The 20,418-nt window shown below is 72.6% G+C and carries 16 protein-coding genes; 2 read left to right on the top strand and 14 right to left on the bottom strand.

Going from position 1 to position 20,418, the window contains the following annotated elements; translation table 11 throughout:
• Positions 1-249: 249 nt before the first annotated feature.
• Complete coding sequence (locus tag ML01_RS28870) at positions 250-720, top strand: hypothetical protein (RefSeq protein WP_156427766.1); 471 nt, start codon at positions 250-252, stop codon at positions 718-720.
• Here the strand turns inward: ML01_RS28870 and ML01_RS15970 are convergent.
• The 4 genes from ML01_RS15970 to ML01_RS15955 all read right to left on the bottom strand — a co-directional run bounded on the left by ML01_RS15970 (position 635) and on the right by ML01_RS15955 (position 5,560).
• Positions 635-1,708: a M14 family metallopeptidase gene (locus ML01_RS15970; RefSeq protein ID WP_254045280.1), complete on the bottom strand. Its 1,074-nt coding sequence runs from the start codon at positions 1,706-1,708 to the stop codon at positions 635-637. The genes ML01_RS28870 and ML01_RS15970 overlap by 86 nt on opposite strands.
• A 52-nt stretch (positions 1,709-1,760) precedes the next feature.
• A complete protein-coding gene (locus tag ML01_RS15965) occupies positions 1,761-3,200 on the bottom strand; it encodes a glutamate-cysteine ligase family protein (RefSeq protein ID WP_058556399.1) in 1,440 nt (479 codons plus the stop codon).
• Positions 3,201-3,217: 17 nt separating this feature from the next.
• The gene (murU, locus tag ML01_RS15960; protein ID WP_058556398.1) at positions 3,218-3,910 is read right to left on the bottom strand and encodes an N-acetylmuramate alpha-1-phosphate uridylyltransferase MurU; all 693 of its coding nucleotides are present in this window, start codon (positions 3,908-3,910) and stop codon (positions 3,218-3,220) included.
• 786 nt (positions 3,911-4,696) lie between these two features.
• A complete protein-coding gene (locus ML01_RS15955) occupies positions 4,697-5,560 on the bottom strand; it encodes a sulfurtransferase (protein ID WP_058556397.1) in 864 nt (287 codons plus the stop codon).
• 347 nt (positions 5,561-5,907) lie between these two features.
• Between ML01_RS15955 and ML01_RS15950 the strand changes: the two genes are divergently transcribed.
• A complete protein-coding gene (locus ML01_RS15950; protein ID WP_082674345.1) occupies positions 5,908-7,245 on the top strand; it encodes a carbohydrate porin in 1,338 nt (445 codons plus the stop codon).
• 182 nt (positions 7,246-7,427) lie between these two features.
• On the opposite strand, the gene ML01_RS15945 is transcribed toward ML01_RS15950, so the two are convergent.
• The 10 genes from ML01_RS15945 to ML01_RS15900 form a co-directional block, all read right to left on the bottom strand.
• Complete coding sequence (locus tag ML01_RS15945) at positions 7,428-8,105, bottom strand: 3'-5' exonuclease (protein ID WP_058556395.1); 678 nt, start codon at positions 8,103-8,105, stop codon at positions 7,428-7,430.
• Positions 8,106-8,193: 88 nt separating this feature from the next.
• On the bottom strand, positions 8,194-10,056 hold the full coding sequence (locus ML01_RS15940) for a putative nucleotidyltransferase substrate binding domain-containing protein (protein WP_058556394.1): 1,863 nt from the start codon (positions 10,054-10,056) through the stop codon (positions 8,194-8,196).
• Positions 10,057-10,207: 151 nt separating this feature from the next.
• Positions 10,208-11,941 carry a hypothetical protein gene (locus tag ML01_RS15935; RefSeq protein WP_156427765.1) on the bottom strand — a complete coding sequence of 578 codons (1,734 nt, stop codon included), beginning with the start codon at positions 11,939-11,941 and terminating at the stop codon, positions 10,208-10,210.
• Complete coding sequence (locus tag ML01_RS15930) at positions 11,938-13,062, bottom strand: hypothetical protein (protein WP_058556392.1); 1,125 nt, start codon at positions 13,060-13,062, stop codon at positions 11,938-11,940. Before ML01_RS15930 ends, ML01_RS15935 begins: the two co-directional genes overlap by 4 nt.
• A gap of 37 nt (positions 13,063-13,099) precedes the next feature.
• Positions 13,100-15,514, bottom strand: a complete 2,415-nt coding sequence (locus ML01_RS15925; RefSeq protein ID WP_058556391.1) for a hypothetical protein — start codon at positions 15,512-15,514, stop codon at positions 13,100-13,102.
• Positions 15,515-15,560: 46 nt separating this feature from the next.
• On the bottom strand, positions 15,561-16,037 hold the full coding sequence (locus ML01_RS28865) for a hypothetical protein (protein WP_058556390.1): 477 nt from the start codon (positions 16,035-16,037) through the stop codon (positions 15,561-15,563).
• Positions 16,034-17,986 carry a hypothetical protein gene (locus tag ML01_RS15915; protein ID WP_156427764.1) on the bottom strand — a complete coding sequence of 651 codons (1,953 nt, stop codon included), beginning with the start codon at positions 17,984-17,986 and terminating at the stop codon, positions 16,034-16,036. Before ML01_RS15915 ends, ML01_RS28865 begins: the two co-directional genes overlap by 4 nt.
• Complete coding sequence (locus ML01_RS15910) at positions 17,986-19,533, bottom strand: hypothetical protein (RefSeq protein WP_058556388.1); 1,548 nt, start codon at positions 19,531-19,533, stop codon at positions 17,986-17,988. The genes ML01_RS15915 and ML01_RS15910 overlap by 1 nt, the downstream gene beginning before the upstream one ends.
• Complete coding sequence (locus ML01_RS15905) at positions 19,530-19,997, bottom strand: hypothetical protein (protein WP_058556387.1); 468 nt, start codon at positions 19,995-19,997, stop codon at positions 19,530-19,532. Before ML01_RS15905 ends, ML01_RS15910 begins: the two co-directional genes overlap by 4 nt.
• A 20-nt stretch (positions 19,998-20,017) precedes the next feature.
• Positions 20,018-20,404: a PAAR domain-containing protein gene (locus tag ML01_RS15900; RefSeq protein ID WP_058556386.1), complete on the bottom strand. Its 387-nt coding sequence runs from the start codon at positions 20,402-20,404 to the stop codon at positions 20,018-20,020.
• Positions 20,405-20,418 lie beyond the last annotated feature (14 nt).

Below are 20,418 nucleotides of genomic sequence, written 5' to 3'. Positions count from 1 at the left end.
ACAGACCACGTTTTTCGACGTGCCCCGTTCATAAAGAACGTGGTCCGTCCCTAGTTTTCCTATCCCTAGTTTTCCTCGACGACTGAACAGGAATTAAGAAGCAAGCAAAATGCCCGAGAAATGCTCGGCCGACGGTCGTCTCTTTCGCGTGTTTCGTGTCTTTCGTAGCTCAAGAGAGTTGTACACCGTGTTTGTAGATCTTCATTTAAGGTGAGAAAAGCGGCCAGTGAGACAACGGCAGTCCCGAGGATGAAGCCCCTGTGGCAGTGGCTGGAATCCGATCGGCTCGGCGTCGCCGCGCGGGTCGGGTTGGTTGCCGCGGTGCTCGCGATCACCTGGCTCGCATTCACGCCGCAGCCGGACCCGCCGGGGCTCGGCTGGGACAAGCTCAATCACGTCGTTGCCTTCTTGGTGCTTGCGGCGCTGGCGCAGCTCGGCTGGCCCGGCCGCGCCGCGCTGCCCTGGCGTGTTGGGCTGCTGTTGGGCTATGGGCTCGGGATCGAGCTGGTGCAGGGGTTGCTGGCCTACCGGGAGGGCTCGGCGCTGGACTTCGCGGCCGATGTCGTCGGCATTGCCCTTTGGCTGGTGCTGGCCCGAGTGCTGGGGCGTTGGCGTGCGGTCAGGCCTTCCGCAATCAGCCCCGCGGCGGCAGGTGCTCGTCGTAGCGCTCCAGCAGGTAGCCCAGGCAGTCCTGGCGGATCACGTCCACGTCGCAGGTGAGCATGGACGGCATCACGGGCAGCTTGAGGCGCAGCTCGCCGTCCTCGCAGGTGAAGTAGCGGCGCGTCACGTCGCGGCCCCATTCGTCGCGCACGTCCACCGGCGGGGTCTCCGCGGCACAACTGCCGAAGGCGGTGCCGACCGGGAGCTCGCGGAAGTTCAGGTGCTCCAGCGTCGGCGACAGCACCAGCGGCGCCGACGCGGGCGGCAGGGCGAAGTCGATGTCCGTCGGCACCTTGATCTGCGCGACGGTGTGGAACAGGTCGATGTCGTGCGCCGGCACCGGGCCCTCCGGGAACCGCGCGAGGTGCAGGCAGGCGTCGATGAATTCGAGCGCATGGTCCACGCCAAGCTGGTCCTGCACCTTGCCGCACTCCACCGTGACCGCCGGGCAGAGCGCCGCCATGGCGTGCGATTGCACGCCGCGCGGCCGGGTGAAGTGGACCACGGTGCGCGAGAACAGCGTCGCGAGGTGCAGGTATCGGTTGTCGATGACGTTGACGCAGGCGTAGTGCGGGTTGGTGCCGGTGTTGTTGTGCAGATCGATGCTCGCGAACAGCCCGCGCGCGGCCATGCGCTCGACGACCTGCTGCATGACGCCGTGGATACGCGTCTCCGGCAGCTCGGTGCCCGGCCAGACGCGGTTGAAGTCCGGCTGCTCCGGCAGGTGGCGCATGCCGGCGGCGGCGGCGCGCACGTTGCCGATGAAGAGCGCGAGCGCGCGCGGCAGCGGGCGGTCGCCGCCGCCTGCGTCGAAGTCCCGGAGCAGCCGGCGGATCGCCTCCCAGCCGACGGTCTCGTTGCCGTGCATCAGCACGGACACGAACAGCGCCGGCTCGCGTTGCCCCGGCAGCTCGATCAGCGTCGGTCCGTCCAGTAAGCGCGTGAGCGACGCGGCATCGCAGTCCAGGATGCCCGGCGGCAGCGCGTCGAGCTCGATGAGCGGGTCTGGCGTGTGGTCGGCGGCGGTGTCGGCGTCGGTCAACAAGGCTCGGCTCTCGTGGTGGTCGGTTTAGCTCCTAGCTCCTAGCTCCTAGCTCCTAATCCAAAGTCCATTCATGCACCGGCTTCCCGCCGACCTGGTGCGCGAGGTAGGCCTCGGTCAGCGCCTCCCAGTCACGGCCGTAGCGGGCGAGCCAGGCGCGCTGCCACAGCGCGCCGGTGCGCTTGGTGCGGGCGCGCTGCTCGACGATGCCGAGCCACTGCTCGCGCTCGGCGGCGTCTATGCCCAGCTCGGCGAGCCCGGCGTGGGCGAGCGGCAGCAGCTCCTCGACGATGATCTCGGGCAGCGGCCGGCGCTGCCCGTCGCCCCAGGGCATCTCGGCATTGAGGCCGTATTCTGCCGCCTGGTAGAAGTTGGTCTTCGCCTGCGGAAAGGAAATGCGCCGCTCCGGTGGCTCCGCCGCGGTGGCCAGCGCATGCACCGCCCCGAAGTAGAAGGCGGCGTTGGCGACGTTGTCCGCGACACTCGGCCCCGCCGCGGCGACGCGGTGCTCCATGCGCAGGTGCGGGATCGGCGCCTGCCCGGGGCGCTCGTCGAAGCCGATGAGGGGCCGGTTCCAGCGCCAGATGGTGCCGTTGTGCAGGCGCAGATGCGCCAAGCGCTCGATGGGCTCGTCCATCAGGTACGGCAGCAGCACCGGGTGGCGACGCACATTGGCGCGGAAGGCGTCGAGCACCGTGCGCTGCGCGTAGTTGATGCCGAAGCTGACCCGCTCGCGCAGCCGGCTGCCGCCGACGGACACGGACTGCTCGAAGAGCGGGATGCGCGTCTCGCACCAGAGCTCGCGGCCGAACAGGAACGGCGAGTTGGCCGCCAGCGCCACCATCGGCGCGGACAGGATCTTGGAGGCGTTGAACACCCGCGCCGACTCGCGCGCGGACATCTTGACGTGGATCTGAAACGACGTCGCCGCCGCCTCCAGCATCACGTCCTCTTGCTCGATGGTGAGCGGCTGCTCGCCGTGGATCTCGAGCCAGATGGGTGCGCCCTCGCGCAGCTTCAGGATCTGCTCGTTCAGCGCCCGGTAGCGCTCGCGCGGCGTCATGCGCGCGACCACCAGATGCTCCGGGCGCAGCGTCGGCAGGATGCCGCAGGTGACGACGTTGGCGCCGACCTTGGCCGCCGCCGCGCGCACATGGTCCAGGGTGCGGGTCAGCTCCGCGGCGAGGCGGCTCAGCGCGTCGCCCGTCAGGCCCACCGGCGTGCCGTTCAGCTCCAGGTTGAACTGCGCCAGCTCCGGCACGACCAGCGGGTCGTCCAAGGTGGCGAGCAGCTCGTCGATGACCGGCGCCGGCGCCGTGTGGCGGCGGTCCACCAGCCAGGCCTCCAGCTCGAAGCCGCCCTCGCGCGGCGTGTCCGCAAAGCTGCCCTCATCGTCGAACCAGCGCGCCAGCAGGTCGGTCTCGGCCGCAAGCCGGGCCTCGAACTCCGCGAAGTCCGCGGGCGTGAAGCGGGTCTCTGCGATGTCCTGGCCCATAGGTCCTCCGACGGCGGTCAGCCCGCCGCTTCGCTCAGCATGCGGTCCAGCTCGGCGAGGCGCTCCGGCGTGCCGACGTCGAGCCAGCGGCCCTGATGCCGGAGCCCACCCACCAGGCCCTGATCCATCGCCGCAAACAACAGCGGCGCCAGCGGAAAGACGCCCTGCGCGCAGCCCGCGAACAGCGCCGGCCGATACAGGCCGATGCCGGAGAAGGTGAGCTTGTGCGGCCCGTCGCGGGACACGCGCCCGCCCGCAAGCGCAAAGTCGCCCTGGCTGTTGTGGCCGGGGTTGTCCACCAGCACGATGTGCGCAAGGTCGCCGTCCGCCAGCGCTTCGCCCCCCGCGAGCCGGGCGTAGTCGAAGTCGCACCAGACATCGCCGTTGGTGACCAAAAAGGGCTCGCGGCCGTCGCTGAGCAGCGGCAGCGCCTTATAGATTCCGCCGCCTGTCTCCAGCGCCTGCCCGTGGCCCTCCGCGGAGTAGCGAATCGACACGCCGTGCCGCGACCCGTCCCCCAGGTACGCCTCGATCTGCTCGCCGAGATGCGCATGGTTCACGACCAGCTCCGTGAAGCCGGCGGCCCGGAGCTTCAGGATCTGGTGCTCGATCAAGGTCCGCCCGCCCGCCGCCAGCAGCGGCTTCGGCGTGTGGTCCGTGAGCGGGCGCATGCGGTTGCCGCGCCCGGCGGCGAGGATCATGGCCTTCATGCGGTGAGCTTTGCGTTGGTCGGTGGCTGGCCTGATGGGCGGAACATACCAGAAGCGCAGGCGATCGGCGGGCGTGGCGTCACCGAAGCCTGGCGACGGATCAGCGTGGATAGCTCATCGTTGCCGCAGCCGCGCGGGATTCGGCTAGGATCATGGCAACGACGTGACGGGCCTAGCCTCCCGCATCGCAGGAGCACGATCATGCAGCCGACACACCCTCACCGCCTATCGCCCGCAGAGTTGAACCCATGAAAAACATCACCCTGAGCGCGGAAGAAGACTTGATCGAGGCCGCCAGGGCGCGTACCCATGCCGAGCAAACAACCCTAGATTGCTTGACGGCGCCGAATGCTTGCAGATGAGTCAAGTTTCACGACGACAAGGCGCTTGCAGGCAAAAGGGCCGAGGGCCAAGGGCCAAGGGAGCCCGCCTCGGCCCTTGGCCCTTGGCCCAATGCGCCGACGAGCGGGCTGCGCAAGACGAGGCGCCGTGCCCTGGTCGGTCTGAGGCTCTGCCTCGCTACACGAGCAGTGGGCAGATGATGAAGAACAGACTCAGGGCAGTGCGCACAGCCCAAGTCCTCACGCAAACTGAGCTTGCAGAGCGGGCGTGGAGACGCCGCAGGGGCGGCTCACGGGGGCGTCGGACTGGCCAGGTGCGTCGGGATCGGGAGCGGTTGCTACTCAGTACGATTGCGATAGCGATGAGTACGACTCGTGGTCTGAGGCGAAGCTTCGTTAGCCCCTAGCCCCTAGCCCCTAGCCCCTAGCCCCTAGCTCCCAGCCCCTAGCCCCTCACCACCACCCCCCGAGACGGGTCCCGAATCCACTCGCTCCAGGACCCTGCATAGAGCCGGGAGCCGCCGAGCCCGGCCAGTTCCATCGCGAACAGGTTGTGGCAGGCGTTGACGCCGGAGCCGCAGCTATGGGCAACGCGCGTGGGCGCGGTGTCGCCCAGCGCCTCGGTGAAGCGCCTGTGGAGCGCTGCCGGCGGCAAGAAGCGGCCGGCGCCGTCGAGATTGCCGCCGAAGGGCAGGTTGATGGCGCCCGGGATATGGCCCGCGACGGGGTCGATGGGCTCGACGTCGCCGCGAAAACGCTCCGGCGCCCGGGCGTCGATGACCTGTGCCTGTGCCGCGGTCGCCGCGGTCAGGGACGCCGCGAGCGCGTCCGTGCTGATCCAGAGCGCGTCGTCCGCTGCCGGGGTGAAATGCGCGGGCGCCGGCGCCGGCACATCCGTAGTTAAGGCGCCGCCCGCCGCCTGCCACGCCTGCATCCCGCCGTCCAGCAGCGCCGCGCGGCGATGCCCGAGCCAGCGCAGCAGCCACCAGAGCCGCAGCGCGAAGGCGCCGCTCATGTCGTCGTAGACGACGACCTCTGTGTCCGCGGTCAAGCCGCAGTCGCCGAGCCAGCCGGCGAGCCGCGCCGGATCGGGCAGCGGGTGGCGGCCGCTCGCCGCCGTGATGGGGCCGGACAGGTGCTCGTCCAAATGCGCATAGATGGCGCCGGGCAGATGGCCCGCCGCGTAGGCGCGCCGGCCCGCCTCGGTGTCGGCGAGCGAGAAGCGGCAGTCGAACAGCACGGGGCGCGCGTCGGCGCGGGCCAGCAGCGCGTCGGCGCCGAGCAGCAGGGGCAGGGGGGTGGCGGTCATCGCAGGTTCCTCCGGCGGGGTTTCTCGCAGCGGCGAGCTTACCCCCGAGCCCGCCACGGGGCTGCATCAGCGATGGACGCGCAACGCTCGGGGAAAATCCGACAGCAGATTCGCGTCACGTAGACTACACTGTCAAGAATTCACAACAAGCCGTGCGGCAGAGCCTGAGGTTCCCAGCATAATCGGCTGTTGAGATTGGATATGGACCCTGCATGCAGCGCACGATGGGTTGTGGCGGCAGAGGGGAAAGGGGGCCATCGCAAGGCATCGAGCAAACCCGGATGGTGCATATTCACAACAGGGCGTTCCGAGCTTACGGCCGGGCGCCTGCACGGCGCGGCACGGCCATGACCTCGACATCACGCACAACCACATCCTCGCGCGCCACGGCCCGGGCCACCGCTTGCTCGGCCGCCGTATTGCTGTCGGCCGTCGCATCCGGCAGCGTGCAGGCGACGGACTATCCGACCAGCCATTTCCTCACCGGCAACTGGGGCGGGTTGCGGGATACGTGGCAGCAGCAGGGCTTCGACTTTCGGCTCAACTACACCACCGAGCCCATGTGGAACGTGCAAGGCGGCGAGCGGCGCGGCGGCACCTACCTGCACAACATCGGCGCGGACTTTCGCGTGGACCTGGAGCAGGTCATGGGCGTGCCCGCGACGCGCTTCTTGCTCAAGCTCTCCAAGCGCGACGGCGACAGCCTGTCCGCGGACTACATCGCCCCCAGCGCGGGCGGCAACCTGTTTCCGGTGCAGCAGATCTTCGGCGGGCAGACCTTCAAGGTCGCCAACGTGCAGCTCAACACCCGGCTCCTGGACGACCGCCTGGACCTGGCCTACGGGCGCATCATCGCCAACGACGACTTCCTGCGCTCCGACCTCTACTGCCAGTTCCTGAACAACGCCATCTGCGGCAGCCCGAAGGCCGTCTTCTTTCAGGACCCGTTCGCGTTCAGCGCCTACCCGTCGGCGCAATGGGGCGCGCGGGCGCGCTTCGACACCGGCGATGAGCGCTGGAGCGTGCAGCTCGGCGTTTACGACGCGGACATCAACCTCCAGCGTGGCAATCCCACCGGCAAGGCGCACAACAAGTTCGGCGACAGTTGGGCCCTGGGCGACAACGGTGTGCTGCTCGCGGGCGAGGTCCACTATCACCTGAACCCCGGTGCCGACACGCTGCTGCCCGGCACCTACAAGCTCGGCGGCCACTGGATGAACGGCGACTATCGCGACCTCGCCGCCACGGACCTGTCCACCACGGTGGACGGCAACGCGATGCTGTGGCTGCTCGCGGATCAGATGCTGTATCGCCCCCAAGCCGGCGATGAGCGCGGGCTCTGGGGCTTCGCGGCCTGGGTCAGGAGCCTGGAGGACCGCGCCAACCTGCTCGACGACCAGCTCAGCCTGGGCCTGGTCTATCGCGGCCCCTTCGCGAGCCGGCCGCGGGACAGCCTGGGGCTCGCGTTCACGCGCGGCTGGGTCACGGACGCCGCGAACATCGCCCGGCGCGCCGATGGGCTCGCGCCGCAGCACGCGGAGTCGGTCTACGAGCTCAATTACAGCTTCGCGCTCGGGCGCGGCATCGCGCTGCAACCGGACGTGCAGTACATCCAGGACCCGGCCGCGACCGGGACCATCCAGGATGCCTGGGCCGTCGGCGCGCAGGTGACGGTGGATTTCTAGCCGACGCCGCAAGGCGCGGCTGAGGGGCATGGACCGTGCGTTCCGCGGCGCCGAATCGATCGGCCGGCGCCGGGGGACGTGCGGTTCATCTTTTGAAGAAGGTGCTAGGAGCTAGGGGCTAGGGGCTAGGGGGCAAAGACCTAGCACCTAGCACCTAGCACCTAGCAGCTAGCACCTCATTTTCAGAGAAAGTCCGCAAGCACCATCCCGTGCCCGCTGTCGCGGTGTGCGGCCTGGGCGAGGAATAGCTCGGCGGCGGCGAGGGCATCGCTGAGGGCGTTGTGGGCGCCGTGGCGGGGGAGGTTGTAGCGCTCGCAGAGCGAGTGCAGCCGCAAGTCCGAGCCCCGGTACGGGATCTGCCGCCGGTCCAGCAGCCGCCGGGCGACGGTTTGGGTATCGACGGTGCGCACCAGGAGCCGCTTGCCCCAGAGCCGCTTGCAGGCGGCGCCGATGAAGCCGAGCTCAATGCGGGCGTGGTGCGCGATGAGCACGCGCCCTGACAGGTCTTGCAGCAGCTCCGGCAGCACGTCGGCGAGCGGCAGTCCGCCGGCGGCCTCGTCGTCCATGATCTGGTGGATCACGGCGCTTTCGGCGGGGATGTCGCCGTCCACGTGCACGACCCGGTGGCGCGCCGTCTCCAGGCGGATGCGGTCCCCATCCAAGCGCACCCAGCCGATGCTCAGGATCTGATCCCGGCGGCTGTCGAGGCCGGTGGTCTCGAGGTCAACGGCCACGTATTCGACCTCCCGATAGTCCAGGCCAGGGCGCGGGAAGGGCGCCGCGAGATAGTCCCGCAGCGGGCAGTCGTCGAGGCGCTTGTGGCGCCAGCGTCGGCGCCGCTCCAGCAGGAAACCGCTCATGCCGGGTCGCCTGCGGCGGCGTGCCGCACGCGCCGCTTGGCTCTGGGCGACCCGGTCGCGCCGTCCGCGGACTGCACCACCACCGGCCTCAGGCGAACCGCCCTGCTTGATAGCGCTGCCCGAGGGACTCCTGCATCGTGTTGATCAGCGCAAAGGCGTCCTTCAGGTGGCCGCGCTCCAGTGCGGACAGGTCATCCGGTGCGAGGAAGTTGTCCGCCTTCTCGCCGCGCTTGAGCTGGGCCGCCTGGTGGCGCATGCGCAGCGTGCCGATGAACTCCTGCGCGTCGATGAGGTTGGCCGCGCCGTCGGCACTGAGTGCCCGCGCCTCGCCGGCGGCCTTGAGGCGCTCCAGCGTGTTGATCTCGTCGAGGCCGGCGGACAGTGCATAGACCCGTGCCAGGTCCACCACGGGCACGATGCCACGGTGCTTGAGGTCGAAGGTCTGGTTGTGCTCGCCGCCGCGGATGAGCACGAACTTGCGGAAGAAGCCGATGGGCGGGCGGTGCTTCAGCGCGTTGGCGGCCATGTACGCAATGTAGATGGTCTCCTTCTTCGACATTGCGTGGATGCGCTCGGACAGCTCGCCGAACAGCCCCTCCGGGTCATGGATCGGGCGCAGGTCGAAGAACACGCTGGAGAGCATCAGCGCCATGGGGTCCGGGCGCTTGATCCAGGTGTTGAAGTACTTGGTCCAGATCTTGAGCGGCTGGCGCCACTTGTCGTTGCTCGCCATCACGTCGCCCGGGCAGTAGACGTAGCCGCAGGCGTTGAGGCCGTCGTTCACGAACCGGGCCAGGGCCTTGAAGTAGGCGTCGTCCTCGGGCTGCATGTGGTCGGCGATGAGCAGCGCGTTGTCCTGGTCCGAATGCGAAGACTGCTCGCGCCGCGCCTGGGAGCCGCCCGCCATCCAGCAGTAGGGCACCGGCGGCGTGCCCAGGTCCGCCTCGGCCAGCTCCAGCAGCCGCAGCGTGATGGCGTCGGTGACGGCGGTGATGGCCTGGCCGATCTGGTTGGCCGTGGCCCCGGACTGCACCAGTTGGATCTGCAGCTCGCCGAGCTTGGCGCTGATGGCAGCCAGCGTCTCGGGCGAGTCTGCCTTGCGCACATCGCCCACCAGATAGACGGCGTTGGCGCTCTGCACCCGCACCAGATCGGACGTGGACACGACGCCGCGCACGCCGTGCTCGTCCAGCACCGGCAGGTGGTGGACGTTGAGCCGGGACATGGTGATCAGCGCCTCGAAGCCCAGCGTGGAGTCGCGCACCGTGTGCAGCCGCTCGGTCATGATGCGGTGCACGGGCTCGCTCGGCGGCAGGCCGGCGGCGAGGCAGCGGTTGCGCAGATCCCGGTCCGTGATCATGCCGGCGAGGCGCCCGTCCTTGAGCAGCAGCAGCGAGGACACCCGCGCGTCGCTCATGATCTTGGCGGCTGCTTGGATGCTGATGTCCGGCGTCGCGTGCACCAGCGGCCGGGCCAGCAGGTCGCCGACCTGCACGGTCATGAGCGCGGTGCCGGCGGAGTCGTCCCTGATGGCGTCGAGCGCCTTGCGCATGCGCTGCGACATGGATGCGTCGAAATGCTCCGAGAAGCTCATGTGCTCGGTGCGCAGTTGTTCCAGCTCGGCGCAGGGGAGCAGATAGGCCAGCGTGTCCTCCGCGGTCTGGCCGTCGAAGGGCATGTCGGCCTGCGACGCCTCGCAGGGGCGCGGGCAGAGGTCGCCCTCGGCGAGCTTGCCGATCAGGTTGCCGGTGTCGTCGCGCAGCTCCACGGCGCCGCGGCGCAGGATGTAGAGGTTCGGCTCCGGGTCGTCCGGCGGCGGAAACGGCGTGCCGCGGCGCAGATAGCGCACCGTGAGCCGCTGGGGCAGGGCGTCCAGCACGCCCGCCGGCAGTTGGTCGAAGGGGGCGTGACTCGCCAAAAACTCGCGGATCTCGATCAGCTCGACGTCCATCGGCGCCTCTTTGCAGCAACGGGGCCCGGCACTCACCACAGCCGGAACGCGGGAACAGTAACCCAATCCCCCCGTGTCGGCACGGCCGGCGGCTGCGCTGTATCAAGCAAACGCGCGTGCTCAAAGGCGCGTGCTCGCGGCGGCGCGGGCCTCAGCCGGTCACGGTAGCGCTGACGGTGAGCTCGCCGGCAATGTCGCTCGCAATGTCAAGCGTGTCCGTGCTGTCGGTCAGCGCGAGTGTCACCGTCAGCCCCGTCAGCTCGGCCGCCGGCAGCGGCACCGGCCGAGTGCCGATCTCAAGCAGATGCTCGGCCGGAAAGTCCGCCGCCTCCAGCAGCGTCTCGAGCGCGATGTGCAGCGCTGCGCCCTGTCGCGAGAACGAGCGCACCTGCCAGGCGGCACCGCCGGCGAGGTTGCGCCAGCATGCGGCACCGGCGGCGGCGCCGCCGCCGCGCCCCGGGGCGGCCGGGGGCGGCTCGGTGCTGGCCGGCTCGCCCTGGTCTCCAGCGTCCTCGCCGGCTGCCTCGGCAGCCGCCGCGGGCAAGCCGCCGTGCAGCAGCGCGACCGGCTCGCGGCTGCCCAGGAGCCCGACGAAGAACCAGTCCGCGGCCAGGTCGCTCGGCAGGTCCAGCGGTGCGGACGGCTCGGCGCGATGCGCGAAGCCGCCGTCGAGCCGGAGGTAGCGGGCCGCGTCCGCCGGCAAGGTCAAGGTCGCCTCGGCGACGACCGGAACGGCGCCGCCGCGCGCCTGGTTCGGCGCCTCGTCCAGTGCCGGCATGCGCTCGCGGTCCGGCGCATAGAGCCGCACCCGCAGCCGCACCTCGGCGGCGGGCGGCTGCTCCAGCCACAGCCAGATGGCGCCGATGCGCCGCGGGCGCGGCGGCCCGGCGCAGGCGAGCCGCAGCGGCTGCGCGACCTCGCGACGCTCATCCACCGCAACCGAGAACGCGGGCGGGCGCGCCAGCAGCGCCGCATCGCGGTGCAGACGCAGCGCGGCCAGCTTGCCGCTCAGGGCGAGCTGCACGTTGCGCTCACCGGGCGTCGGCAAGCTCGGCAGGCCGATCTGCACCGCGCGAAAGGGGTCCAGCCGGAGCTTGGCGTCGACGGCCGGCGCGCCGCCGGGCAGCACGGCCACGCCGGTGGCCAGGCGTTGCCAGCGGGCATCGAGCGACAGCTCGATGTTGCCGTCCGTCACCGAGACCAGGTCCAGCTCGGCGTAGCCCCTGTCCCCGTCCGCTTGCCAGAGCTGATTGAGTGCGCCGGCGAGGTCGATGGTCTCGGCCCGGCTGTCCGGGGTCAGCGTCGCCTGCAGCACTTGCAGCGGCGGGCCGCCGACGGCGGCCACGCTGATGCGGCGTGCCGACGATGGCGACAGGATCTCGCAGCGCGGGCTCGCGTCGGCGGGATAAGCAATGCGCAGCGCCGGCACCTCGGCGGCGATCGTCGCGCTCCCGTCCGTGCCGCCGAGCGTGATGCGGCCCAGCTCCGTGAAGACCCCCGCCGCGCCGCCGGCGATGATGATGTCGCCGGCCGGTGCCGCGCTGTCGTATACGCGTACCTGCGCGATGCGCTCGGGCCGCAGAAACAGGAAGGTGCTTGCCCGGCCGCCGTCGGGGAGCGACCCGGCGGGCAGCGGGCCGTCCGCACGGCTGCTGCCCCAGAGCGGATCTTCCAGCGCGCGCCACAGCTCGCGGCCCTCCAGCACCAGCCGGGCGGTGGCGAACCGCGCGCTCGCCGGCCCTTCGATGCGCAGCCGCAGCGCCCGCTCCGCCGGCAGCGTGACGGCCAGCGGGGCGGCGGGCGGCGCGTCCAGCCGCCAGGTCGCCTGCGGCCGTGCCGGCGGCGCGAAGGCGAGGGCGTCGCCGTCGTCGATGCCGTTGCTCATGGCGCTGCCTGCCACGCCTGCACCCGCAGCAGGTGCCCGAGCTGCAGCTCGCGCTGCAGCGGGGCGCGCAGCAGCGCCGCCAGCGGGCGCGCCGCGAGGGCGATGTGCAGGCGCGTTTCGAGGTTCGCCTCGGCAGCGTCCAGGATCTCCCGCTGTTCCGGCGTGGGCACGGACAGCGCCAGCACCGGCAGCGCGAGCAGCGGCTGCGGCAGCGGCGCCATCTCCGCCCAAGGTCGGAAGCGCCGGCGCACCACGGCGATGGTGGCGAGCTGCTCCAGCACCGCGCGGGCGGCGGGGGTCAGCTCGGCGAGGTCATCGAGCAAGGCACCGATGTGCTCGGGCGCCGGCAGGTCGCCGACATGGCCGATGCCGCGCCCGGCCAGCTCGGTGCGCAGCGCGGTGTCCAGGCCGTCTACGGCGTCGAGGCTCAATGCCTCGGCACCGGCATGGAGGCTGCCGGCGCTCGGCCGGAGACCGCGGCCCTCCACCAGGCTGTCCACCCGCAGCACGCGCCCGCCCTCCGGCGCTGCCGGGCTCAGGCGATAGTGCAGGCGCACCGCCGCCGCCAGGCGCCAGAGGCGCCGCCCGCCGCTGCGCTCGGCGCGCACCGGGCCAAGCTCCAGCCAGGCCCACGCGAGCTCGGCGCTGCGCCCCGCGACCTGCGCACGCAGCCGCCCCCGCAAGCCGGCGCCGGCATCGCTCGACGCGCCATCGGCGGCCGGCTCGGCGCGGTCGCGGAAGTCCAGCAGCAGCGCCGCCAGGGCATGATCCACGGCCGCGAAGCGCTCCGCCGCGGGGCTCACGACCAGGCCGCCGACGCCATCGGCATGCTCGCCGCCTGCCGCCGGCCCGGCCAGCGTCAGGCTGACCCGGGCGCGGGCGTGCCATTCCTGCGCCGCGTCCGTCGGCGCGCGCCCCACCTGCACGCTCTCCGGCAGCAGGGTCAGCTCCTCCAGCCGCAGCAGCAGGGCCGACTCGGTGTCGGCGAGGTCGTCGATGTCCGCCGGGTCGGCGGCGCCGGGGGCGGTGCGCGGCGTCAGGAACATCGGCGCCTGCGCGTGCAGCGCGGCGAGCCGCGCTTGCAGATGCGCGAGGCAGTGCCGCTCGAAGGCGTCGATCATGTCAGGACTCCAGTCGGGACTCCAATCAGGACTCCAGTCAGGACTCCAGCTCGCCGTGAATCGCGAGGCTGAAGCTCACCCGGTTGCTCTGCTCATCGAAGGGATGAAAGGCGATCTCCACATACTGCCGCGCGCGCGACACCACCAGCGGCGTCTGGCTGCGGTAGAGCAGCCTTAGGTCCTTGTGCGTGCCGCTCGGCGTCGGCGGCGGCAGGTCCGGCGTCGCGACGACCGCATAGGCGCAGTGCCGGTACGGCTGCTCGAACAGCACCCGCACCCGCGGCGGCAGGTCGCCCGCGGCGGCGAGCCGGTAGACGGCACGGATGTTGGCGTCGTCCGCCGTGGTATAGCCGAAGCCGTTGCGCTCCGGGCGGTTCAGCAGCTCGACGAAGGCGGCGTTGCCGAAGGCGCGGGTGCGCAGAGCGGCGTCGTCGATCATCTCCACCGGCATGCCGTAGCTGTAGATGAGCGCCCGCGCCGCCGCCCGTGCCTTGCCGCTGGGCGGGCTGCCGAGGCTGTATTGGAGGTCGCGATAGTCGTTCAGCAGGCCGTTGCCGCCGAGCCCGGGGTGCAGGGTGATGGGGCCGCAGGCCCAGTGGCCCGCCAGCGCGAGGCCGCTCGGGTCGATGGTGATGGCCTGCCGGCGCCGGCGCAGCAGATCCGCGCTGAGCTGCCAGCCCGGCGGCTTGTGCGCCAGCTCCGTGGCCAGCCCGCGGACGATGCGCGCGTAGGCCGTGTCGACGGCGGCACCGAGCGCGCTGCCGCGGGCGATGCTCTGGTCCAGCGCGACGTCGCCGAAGTCCATGCCGGGGCGGCTGGCCGCGGCGATGCGCGGCGTCCCGCTCCGCACGGCGGCGGTCGGCTTGGCACCGGCGGCGACGCCTGCGGTTGCGGCGGCGCTGGTGCTTGCCGGCCGAACAGCGGCGGTCGCAACCTCCCGCGTGCCGGCCCGTGCGTCGGCGTACACGGTGGTGGATGCGGCCGCGATACCGCCGACGCCCGCGATGCCGCCGCCCGCGCCCGGCACCACCCGACCGGCCAAGCGGTCGGCCGCCATGCCATAGTCGCTGACGATCTGCAGCTCGCCGGACTCGGCCAAGCCGATGACCGGCACGGCGAGCTCCAGCACCTTGTCCGCCGTGACAAAGCCCTGGAACTGGGACGGCAGCCCGTCTGCGTCTTCGGCTTCGTCCTTGTCGGCGTCGCTCGCGGTGAGCAGCGCCGCCGGGTCCAGAAACATCAGGTAGCCGCGGGTGCTGGGGCCGCCGTCGCGTTGCAGGGCGGCGCGCACCTCTGCCGCCAGGGCCGCGAAGCCCACGGCCTCGTCGGCGAGCTGCTGGGCACCCACCGCGCCCGCCGCGAGATGGCCGGTCTGCACGGCGCCGGCGCGCAACTGCTCGGCGCCCACGGCGGCGTCCGCGAGACGCGCCTGGTCGACGGCGCGCGGCGCCAGGTGCCGGGTGTCGATGGCCGCGCTTGCGATGGCGTCGCCGCCGAGCGGGGCGCCGTCGAGCAGGTGCTCGCCGCCGCGGTGGCCGTGGTGCACGAGCTGGTGCAGAAAGGCGGCGAGGAGATCGTTCAGCTCGTGGGCGGTGATGAGGCCGCCGGGCTGGAACAGGCCCGCGCCGCCGTCGCGCTCCCGGGCCCAGGCGCCGCGCCGGTACAAGAGCTCCAAGCCGGCCTGGAGCGCCGGATAGCCGTCGAGGGCGCCGAGCTTGGCTGCGATCTCCTCCCGGCAGCGCGCGAGCGGGTCGGCCGGCGGCGGATCGGCGGGCAGGCCCAGCACCCGCTCGCGCAGCAGCGCCTCGGCGTCGGCGGGGTTCAGCGCGGCAAGGTCGGCCAGCAGCGTGTCGAGCCGCTTGGCGCGCTCCGCGGTGTCCGCGGAGCGGTCGAGCCAATGCGTCACCTGGCCGAGCCAGTGGCCGAGGCCGAGCTTGTGCAACTGCTCGCTGAGCCGGGTGTCGGCGGCGTCGGCGGCGTCCTCGGGCGCTAGCAGCAGGGCTTTGAGCACGGCCGGCTCCCGGCCCGCCTGCTCCAGCAGCCGTACCAGGTCGATCACCGCGTCCGCCGACGCCTCGCCGGCGGCCAGCCGCCCGAGCGCCGCCGCCCGCGCGCGGGCGTCGATGCCCGTCTGCTCTAGCCGGGCGCCCACCTCCGCGAGCAGGGCGTCGCGGGTCTGCTCCAGCGTCACGCCGGCCGCAAGCTCCGTCACCGCGTCCTTGAAGCCCTCGGGGTCGTCGTTGGCCCGCGCGCGCAGCTCCTTCACGGCCGCGGTCAGCGCCTCGTCGCCGCCGCCGTGGCGCAGCAACAGCGCGGTCCAAAGACGCGGCACCCGGGTCGGGTCCGGGTCGATGCCGGCCTGCTCGATGTACGCGCCGAGCGCGCCGCGCAGCTTGAGCGCCAGCTCCGGGTCGGTGTCGAAGGCCTCGGCGAGGCGCGGGCTCATCGGCATGGCGGCGTCTCCGGTGACAAAGGGTCGGGTTGCACGGGCGCAGGCATCAGGCGTCGTGGCGGCCGAAGGAGAGCGTCCAGGTCAGGGTCACCGTCTCGCCCGCCTCGATGGCTTCAACCGGGTCCAGCACGGCGCGGTTGTAGAGGAGCTGGTGCTTTTTGCGCGAGCCGCTCTGCTCGTAGGTCAGCACAACGCCGGACTCGCCCAGGGTCTGCGGCGCGTCGGCCACCCAGGCGGCCTGCACCACCAGGCGCTCGCCGTCGGTGCCGGCCTTCTCGGCCTCCAGCTCCGCCACCTGGGCGAGCAGCGCCCGCAGGCTGTCGTCCTCCGGGCTGCTCGGGTCCTTGCCGACGACGATGGCGATGCGCTGGTTGCCGACCTCGCCGGCCAGGCTCGCGGCGACATGGGCACGGCCGGCGGCGAGCACCCGGTTCGGGGTGCGGCCGCGCGCGCGCACGCTGCCGTCCGGGTTGCGGATCTCGAAGCGGAGCTCGCCCGTGGGATAGAGCGCGGCAAGGTTCATGACTCGTCTCTCCTGCGCTTGTCGAATGCCAATGCATCGCCGGGCGACAGCCGCTCGGCAAGGGTCAGCGAGCGACCGTCGGCGCCGCGGCGGATCAGGCTCAGCCGATCGCCGAGCCCGAGGGGCTCGTCGACGGCGAGGCCGCCCGGGTTGCCGGGCGCGATGCGCTCGATGTCGATGCGGTCGCTCAAGGCCAGTGTGGCGCGACCGGCCAGGCTGCCGTCGCCGACGGCTTGCAGCGCGTCCTCGTCGTGGTCCGCCGCTGCGGCCCGCTCGCGGTGCAAGTGCAGGGCGTCGGCGGGCGCGAGTCCGGAGCGCGCGTCGATGCGGTGCCGGCCGGTCGCGGACGCCGGGTCGGCGGTCTCGGGCGCGGCTGCCGTGTCGGTGCCGACGCCGGCGGCAATGCCCGTGTCGGCAGCCGGGCCGTCGTCCACCACGGGATCGCTCGGGGTCGCGGGCGCCGGCGGCGTGCCGCAGGCGTCTTGGCACGGCTCCGCGAGCCGCTCCGGCGGCAGGTAGACGCTGCCGGCGGGGACGAGGCGGCGGATGCGCGCCTCCAGCCATTGCACCCGCTCCGGCAGGGCCGCGGCGCCGGCCGGGGAGCACCAGCGACGCTCGAAGCGCACCGTGAAGGTGCCGGGCAGGCGCCCGCGCCAATGCAGCGCCACCGCGGCCGGGGCGTTGGCGGCGGTGTGGCGGAAGCGCAGCCGCTCGATGGGCACCGGCCCCGCCGCGGCGCACCAATCCGCGGCGAGCAGGCTCCAGCCGCTGCGCCCGAGCGGCAGCAGCGGCGGCCAAGGCAGCCGTGCCGGCGCGGGCGCTGCGGGGGCGAGGGCCGCGGCCGCGAGGTCCGCCACCGGCGCAATCGCCGCGGCCGGGTACCAGCGGCCCCAGTGCGGCGGCAGCCCGGCCGGCGCGGCGAAGCGGCTCAGATCCAGGATCGCGGCGGTGCCGAAATAGAGCGGCTCGGCGTTGCCTTGCGCATCGGTCGCGCCGACCGGACCCGCCATGCTGCGCATGTCCGGCGGGCTGTGCTCCAGCAGCGCGGGGGCGGCCGGGTCGGTCAGGTCCAGCTCCAGCACGCAGCCGGGCGGCAGCACCCGGTTGATCAGCACCGCCCGGCGCGCCTCGTGCTGCACCAGCACCGGCGCCGCCAGCGGCGCGGCACCGGCGGTGATGGTGAGCCGCGGGTGGTCCGCCACGGGCGCACCGCCGTCCTGCCCAAAGGCGTCGGGCAGGAAGGCGTCGGGCAGGAAGGCGTCGGGCAGGAAGGCGTCTGGCGGTGCGAACGGCGCCTCGTTGAACACAATCCAGCTCAGCCGCCCGTCCGGGCCGGGCTCGACCCGCTCGGTGAAGTCCTGCAGCGGCTGATCCTCGACCCTCGCGATGAAGACGGCGGGGGCCGGCAGCACGGGCGCGCTCTGGGCCGCGGTGTCGGCGCCTGCGGCCGGCAACGGGTCGGGTGCAGGCAGGGGCTTCTCCAGCACCGCGGCGACGGTGAAACGGTCGGCGTACGCGTCCGTGCCGGTCGGCAGCGTGTGCAGGGCGGCCTGGCGCGGGCCGAAGCGCTCGCGCACCTCGGCGCCGGTGGCCAGCGCCACCAGCTCCAGCAGCCGCACGGCGTTGGCACCGCCCGCCAGCACCAGCGCGGCGTAGCGGCGCAGCCGGCGGCGGAAGGCGGGCAGGGTCTCGTCGCGCCACGGCGCCTCGTCGAGCAGCGCGCCGAGCCGGGCGGCGTCTTCGAGGTCCTGGAGCTGGTCGAGGTAATGCGCCTTCAGCGCCGCTTCCAGATCGCGGTCGAGCCGCGCCAGGGCGCGCGCCAGCGCGCGGGTCAGCGCGTACAGCGCCGTGCCTCGGCCGCCCTTGCGATAGGCCTCCGGCAGGAAGCGCTGCACCGGCTTGGCGCTGTCCGGGCGCCCCGCGCCGCGCGTTGTTGCCGGCGCGGCCATCAGGGCGCCGCCGGCTGCCACCGGATCAGCGGCGGCTCGCCGTCGGCCACCGGCAGCTCGTGCGGCGCCAGCGCCACCGGCGCGTCGGCGGCGCCGCGCACGGCCCGCAGGCCGCTGGCGGCGTCGGTGATGGTGAGCGCGAAGTCCGACTCCGGGGCGCCGCCGAGGTCGGCCACCTGCGCGCTCAGCGTCGCGAACAGGTCGGCCGGGCGCAGCGCGCGCGCGGCCGGGTCGGTGGCGGCGGCGATGGCGGCCAGCGCGGCGCAAAAGGCCTCGGTGAGGCTGCGCTCCACGGCCTGGCGGTTGGCGGGCGCCGCGGCGGCGACGCCGAGCGTGAAGTGCACGTAGAGCGGCGTCTCGCTGCCGAGCGTGATCCGCAGCCCGTCGCAGCCGGCGCGCAGCAGCAGCCGGCGCTGGGCCTGGCCGGGGAGGTTGGCCGGGGCCTGCGACTGCCAGGTGCCGTCGGCATCGAGCAGCGCGAGCTCGGAGCGGGCCAGGTCCAGGTCGCGCAGGCCGGGAACGGCCAGGATCTCGGCGAGCAGCCGGTTCCAGACCAGGCCCTCGCCCACCGCGAGGGCGTCGCAGTGGGCGCGCACGCGGCGCTCGGTGTCGCCGAGCAGCCGGGTGCGCTCGTCCGGCGACGGCTGCGTCTGCTCCGGCAGCAGGTGCAGTGTGAGCCGCAGCGGCTGCTCGTCGATGCTCTCGAGGCGCACCGCGATGCCCGGCGCCTTGGCCTCGGCGATGGCGCGCTCCAGCGCCGCGAGCACGTCCGGGCGCGACAGGTCGCCGTCCACCACCACGGCCAGCTCGCCCGGGCGCAGCGACGCATCTTGGGCCTGGTCGCGCAGCTCGACGGCGCTCACCGTCGGCACCGCCAGGATCGCCTGGCGCAGCGCCGCGGCGGTGCCGCCGCCGGCGGCGGCGAGCAGGCCCTTGGTGCGCGCGCGCAGTTGCGCGTCGGACTCGTTGCTGCCGCGCAGTGCGGTGGGCTCGGGTATGCGCACGCCGGCGATGCCCGCCAGCGGCACCGCCAGCAGCACGTCGAGATCCCGCAGGTCGTCGGCACCGAGCAGGAACGCGTCCGCGTCGGCGGCGTCCTGCGGGATGTCCGCGACGATGGACACGCTCGCCTCGTCGCGGCCGACGCTCAGGATCTCGGCGGCGGCGGTGCGGTACTGCACGCGCTTGTCGGTGGCGGCGCTGACGGCGGTGAGCTGGGTGTCGCGGGCGATGTGGATGGCGCCGGCGACGCGCGGGTCGCGGCGGAACACCGCGACGCCGTAGGCCGCGCTGCCGCGCCGGCGCGTCACGTCGAGCAGGGCGACGAGCGCATCGAGCGCCTGGTCCTCGGCGGTGTCGATGAAGCCGTGGCGGTAGAGCGCGCCGATGCGCCCGTAGGTCTCGGTGAGCTCGCGGGCGAAGGCCTCCACCAGGGTGCGCACGACGCTGCCGGGGCGCCGGTCGGTGATGCGCCCGCCCTGCTCCAGCAGGTCCAGCAGGTGGTTGACGATGTCCTGGTAGGGGCGCTCGCCGCCGGGTGGGTTCATGCCGGCGGTGCTCCGTCCAGCGCGAGGGTCAGCGCGAGGTCGAGCGGCGCGCCCGCCGCGGGCTGCACCTGCACGGCGATGTCGAGCCGGCTGGTGAGCGGGTCGCCGGTGATGCTGAGCGCCGTGATGCCGGCGATGAGCGGCTCGCGGCGCAGCGCCTCGCGCACGTAGGCCTCGGCCAGCGCCAGGGTCGCCGCGCTCATGCGCCGGCCGATGAGCCGATGCAGCCGGCTGCCGAAGTCAGGGTGGCCCAAGTGCGCCAGCTCGCCCCGGGGGATGGCCAGCCGCAGCCAGACCGCCTGCGCCAGCAGGTCGCGGCCGTCGAGGGTGTCCAGATCGTGCAGCAGGGCGTCGGGCCGCGCGCCGCGCTCGGCCGGGGTCAGCGGCACCGGGCGCAGGGCCAGGTCGATGACACCGGCGGCGTTGTCGCGGTGGTCGATGCGAAGATCAATGGCGTTGGACATGCCTTGGCCCCGGTTGCGGCTCAGCCGATGAACACGGTGCCGGCGGCCAGCACCGTGCCGCCGGGCAGGTCCGCCGGGTCGTTGCAGGTGAGCGCCGGGTCGCCCTGGCGCGCCGCCGGCTGGCCGCCGATGGACACGGTCAGGCTGCCGAGCAGGACCTGCGCGGTGTTGCCGGGCGGGCGCTGAAAGGGGCCGCCCTGCGGCAGGTGCGGCGGCTGGGCGCCGGCGGTGCTGTTCACGGTGGCGGCCGCCTGACCCATGATGTTGACGTTGCCGGCGAGGCCGCCATCCAGCAGCCCGTTGAAGGGGTGCGGCAGCGGCGTCGGCGTCGCGTAGGGCGGCAGCAGCACGATGTGCGTGTCGGTGGCGAGCACTTGGTCGTTGGCCTTGGCGGCGGGCATGCCCATGGGCTGGTCCTGGT

It is taken from the genome of Thiohalocapsa sp. ML1 (genome assembly GCF_001469165.1).
Taxonomy (GTDB): Bacteria; Pseudomonadota; Gammaproteobacteria; order Chromatiales; family Chromatiaceae; genus Thiohalocapsa.
This window is presented reverse-complemented; position numbering and strand designations above follow the sequence as displayed.

Bases quoted from the DNA above. Each gene is read 5' to 3' on its own strand.
- ML01_RS28870 (WP_156427766.1), top strand. From the start codon at position 250: ATGAAGCCCCTGTGGCAGTGGCTGGAATCCGATCGGCTCGGCGTCGCC.
- ML01_RS15965 (WP_058556399.1), bottom strand. From the start codon at position 3,200: ATGGGCCAGGACATCGCAGAGACCCGCTTCACGCCCGCGGACTTCGCG.
- murU (WP_058556398.1), bottom strand. From the start codon at position 3,910: ATGAAGGCCATGATCCTCGCCGCCGGGCGCGGCAACCGCATGCGCCCG.
- ML01_RS15955 (WP_058556397.1), bottom strand. From the start codon at position 5,560: ATGACCGCCACCCCCCTGCCCCTGCTGCTCGGCGCCGACGCGCTGCTG.
- ML01_RS15950 (WP_082674345.1), top strand. From the start codon at position 5,908: ATGACCTCGACATCACGCACAACCACATCCTCGCGCGCCACGGCCCGG.
- ML01_RS15945 (WP_058556395.1), bottom strand. From the start codon at position 8,105: ATGAGCGGTTTCCTGCTGGAGCGGCGCCGACGCTGGCGCCACAAGCGC.
- ML01_RS15940 (WP_058556394.1), bottom strand. From the start codon at position 10,056: ATGGACGTCGAGCTGATCGAGATCCGCGAGTTTTTGGCGAGTCACGCC.
- ML01_RS15935 (WP_156427765.1), bottom strand. From the start codon at position 11,941: ATGAGCAACGGCATCGACGACGGCGACGCCCTCGCCTTCGCGCCGCCG.
- ML01_RS15930 (WP_058556392.1), bottom strand. From the start codon at position 13,062: ATGATCGACGCCTTCGAGCGGCACTGCCTCGCGCATCTGCAAGCGCGG.
- ML01_RS15925 (WP_058556391.1), bottom strand. From the start codon at position 15,514: ATGCCGATGAGCCCGCGCCTCGCCGAGGCCTTCGACACCGACCCGGAG.
- ML01_RS28865 (WP_058556390.1), bottom strand. From the start codon at position 16,037: ATGAACCTTGCCGCGCTCTATCCCACGGGCGAGCTCCGCTTCGAGATC.
- ML01_RS15915 (WP_156427764.1), bottom strand. From the start codon at position 17,986: ATGGCCGCGCCGGCAACAACGCGCGGCGCGGGGCGCCCGGACAGCGCC.
- ML01_RS15910 (WP_058556388.1), bottom strand. From the start codon at position 19,533: ATGAACCCACCCGGCGGCGAGCGCCCCTACCAGGACATCGTCAACCAC.
- ML01_RS15905 (WP_058556387.1), bottom strand. From the start codon at position 19,997: ATGTCCAACGCCATTGATCTTCGCATCGACCACCGCGACAACGCCGCC.
- ML01_RS15900 (WP_058556386.1), bottom strand. From the start codon at position 20,404: ATGGGCATGCCCGCCGCCAAGGCCAACGACCAAGTGCTCGCCACCGAC.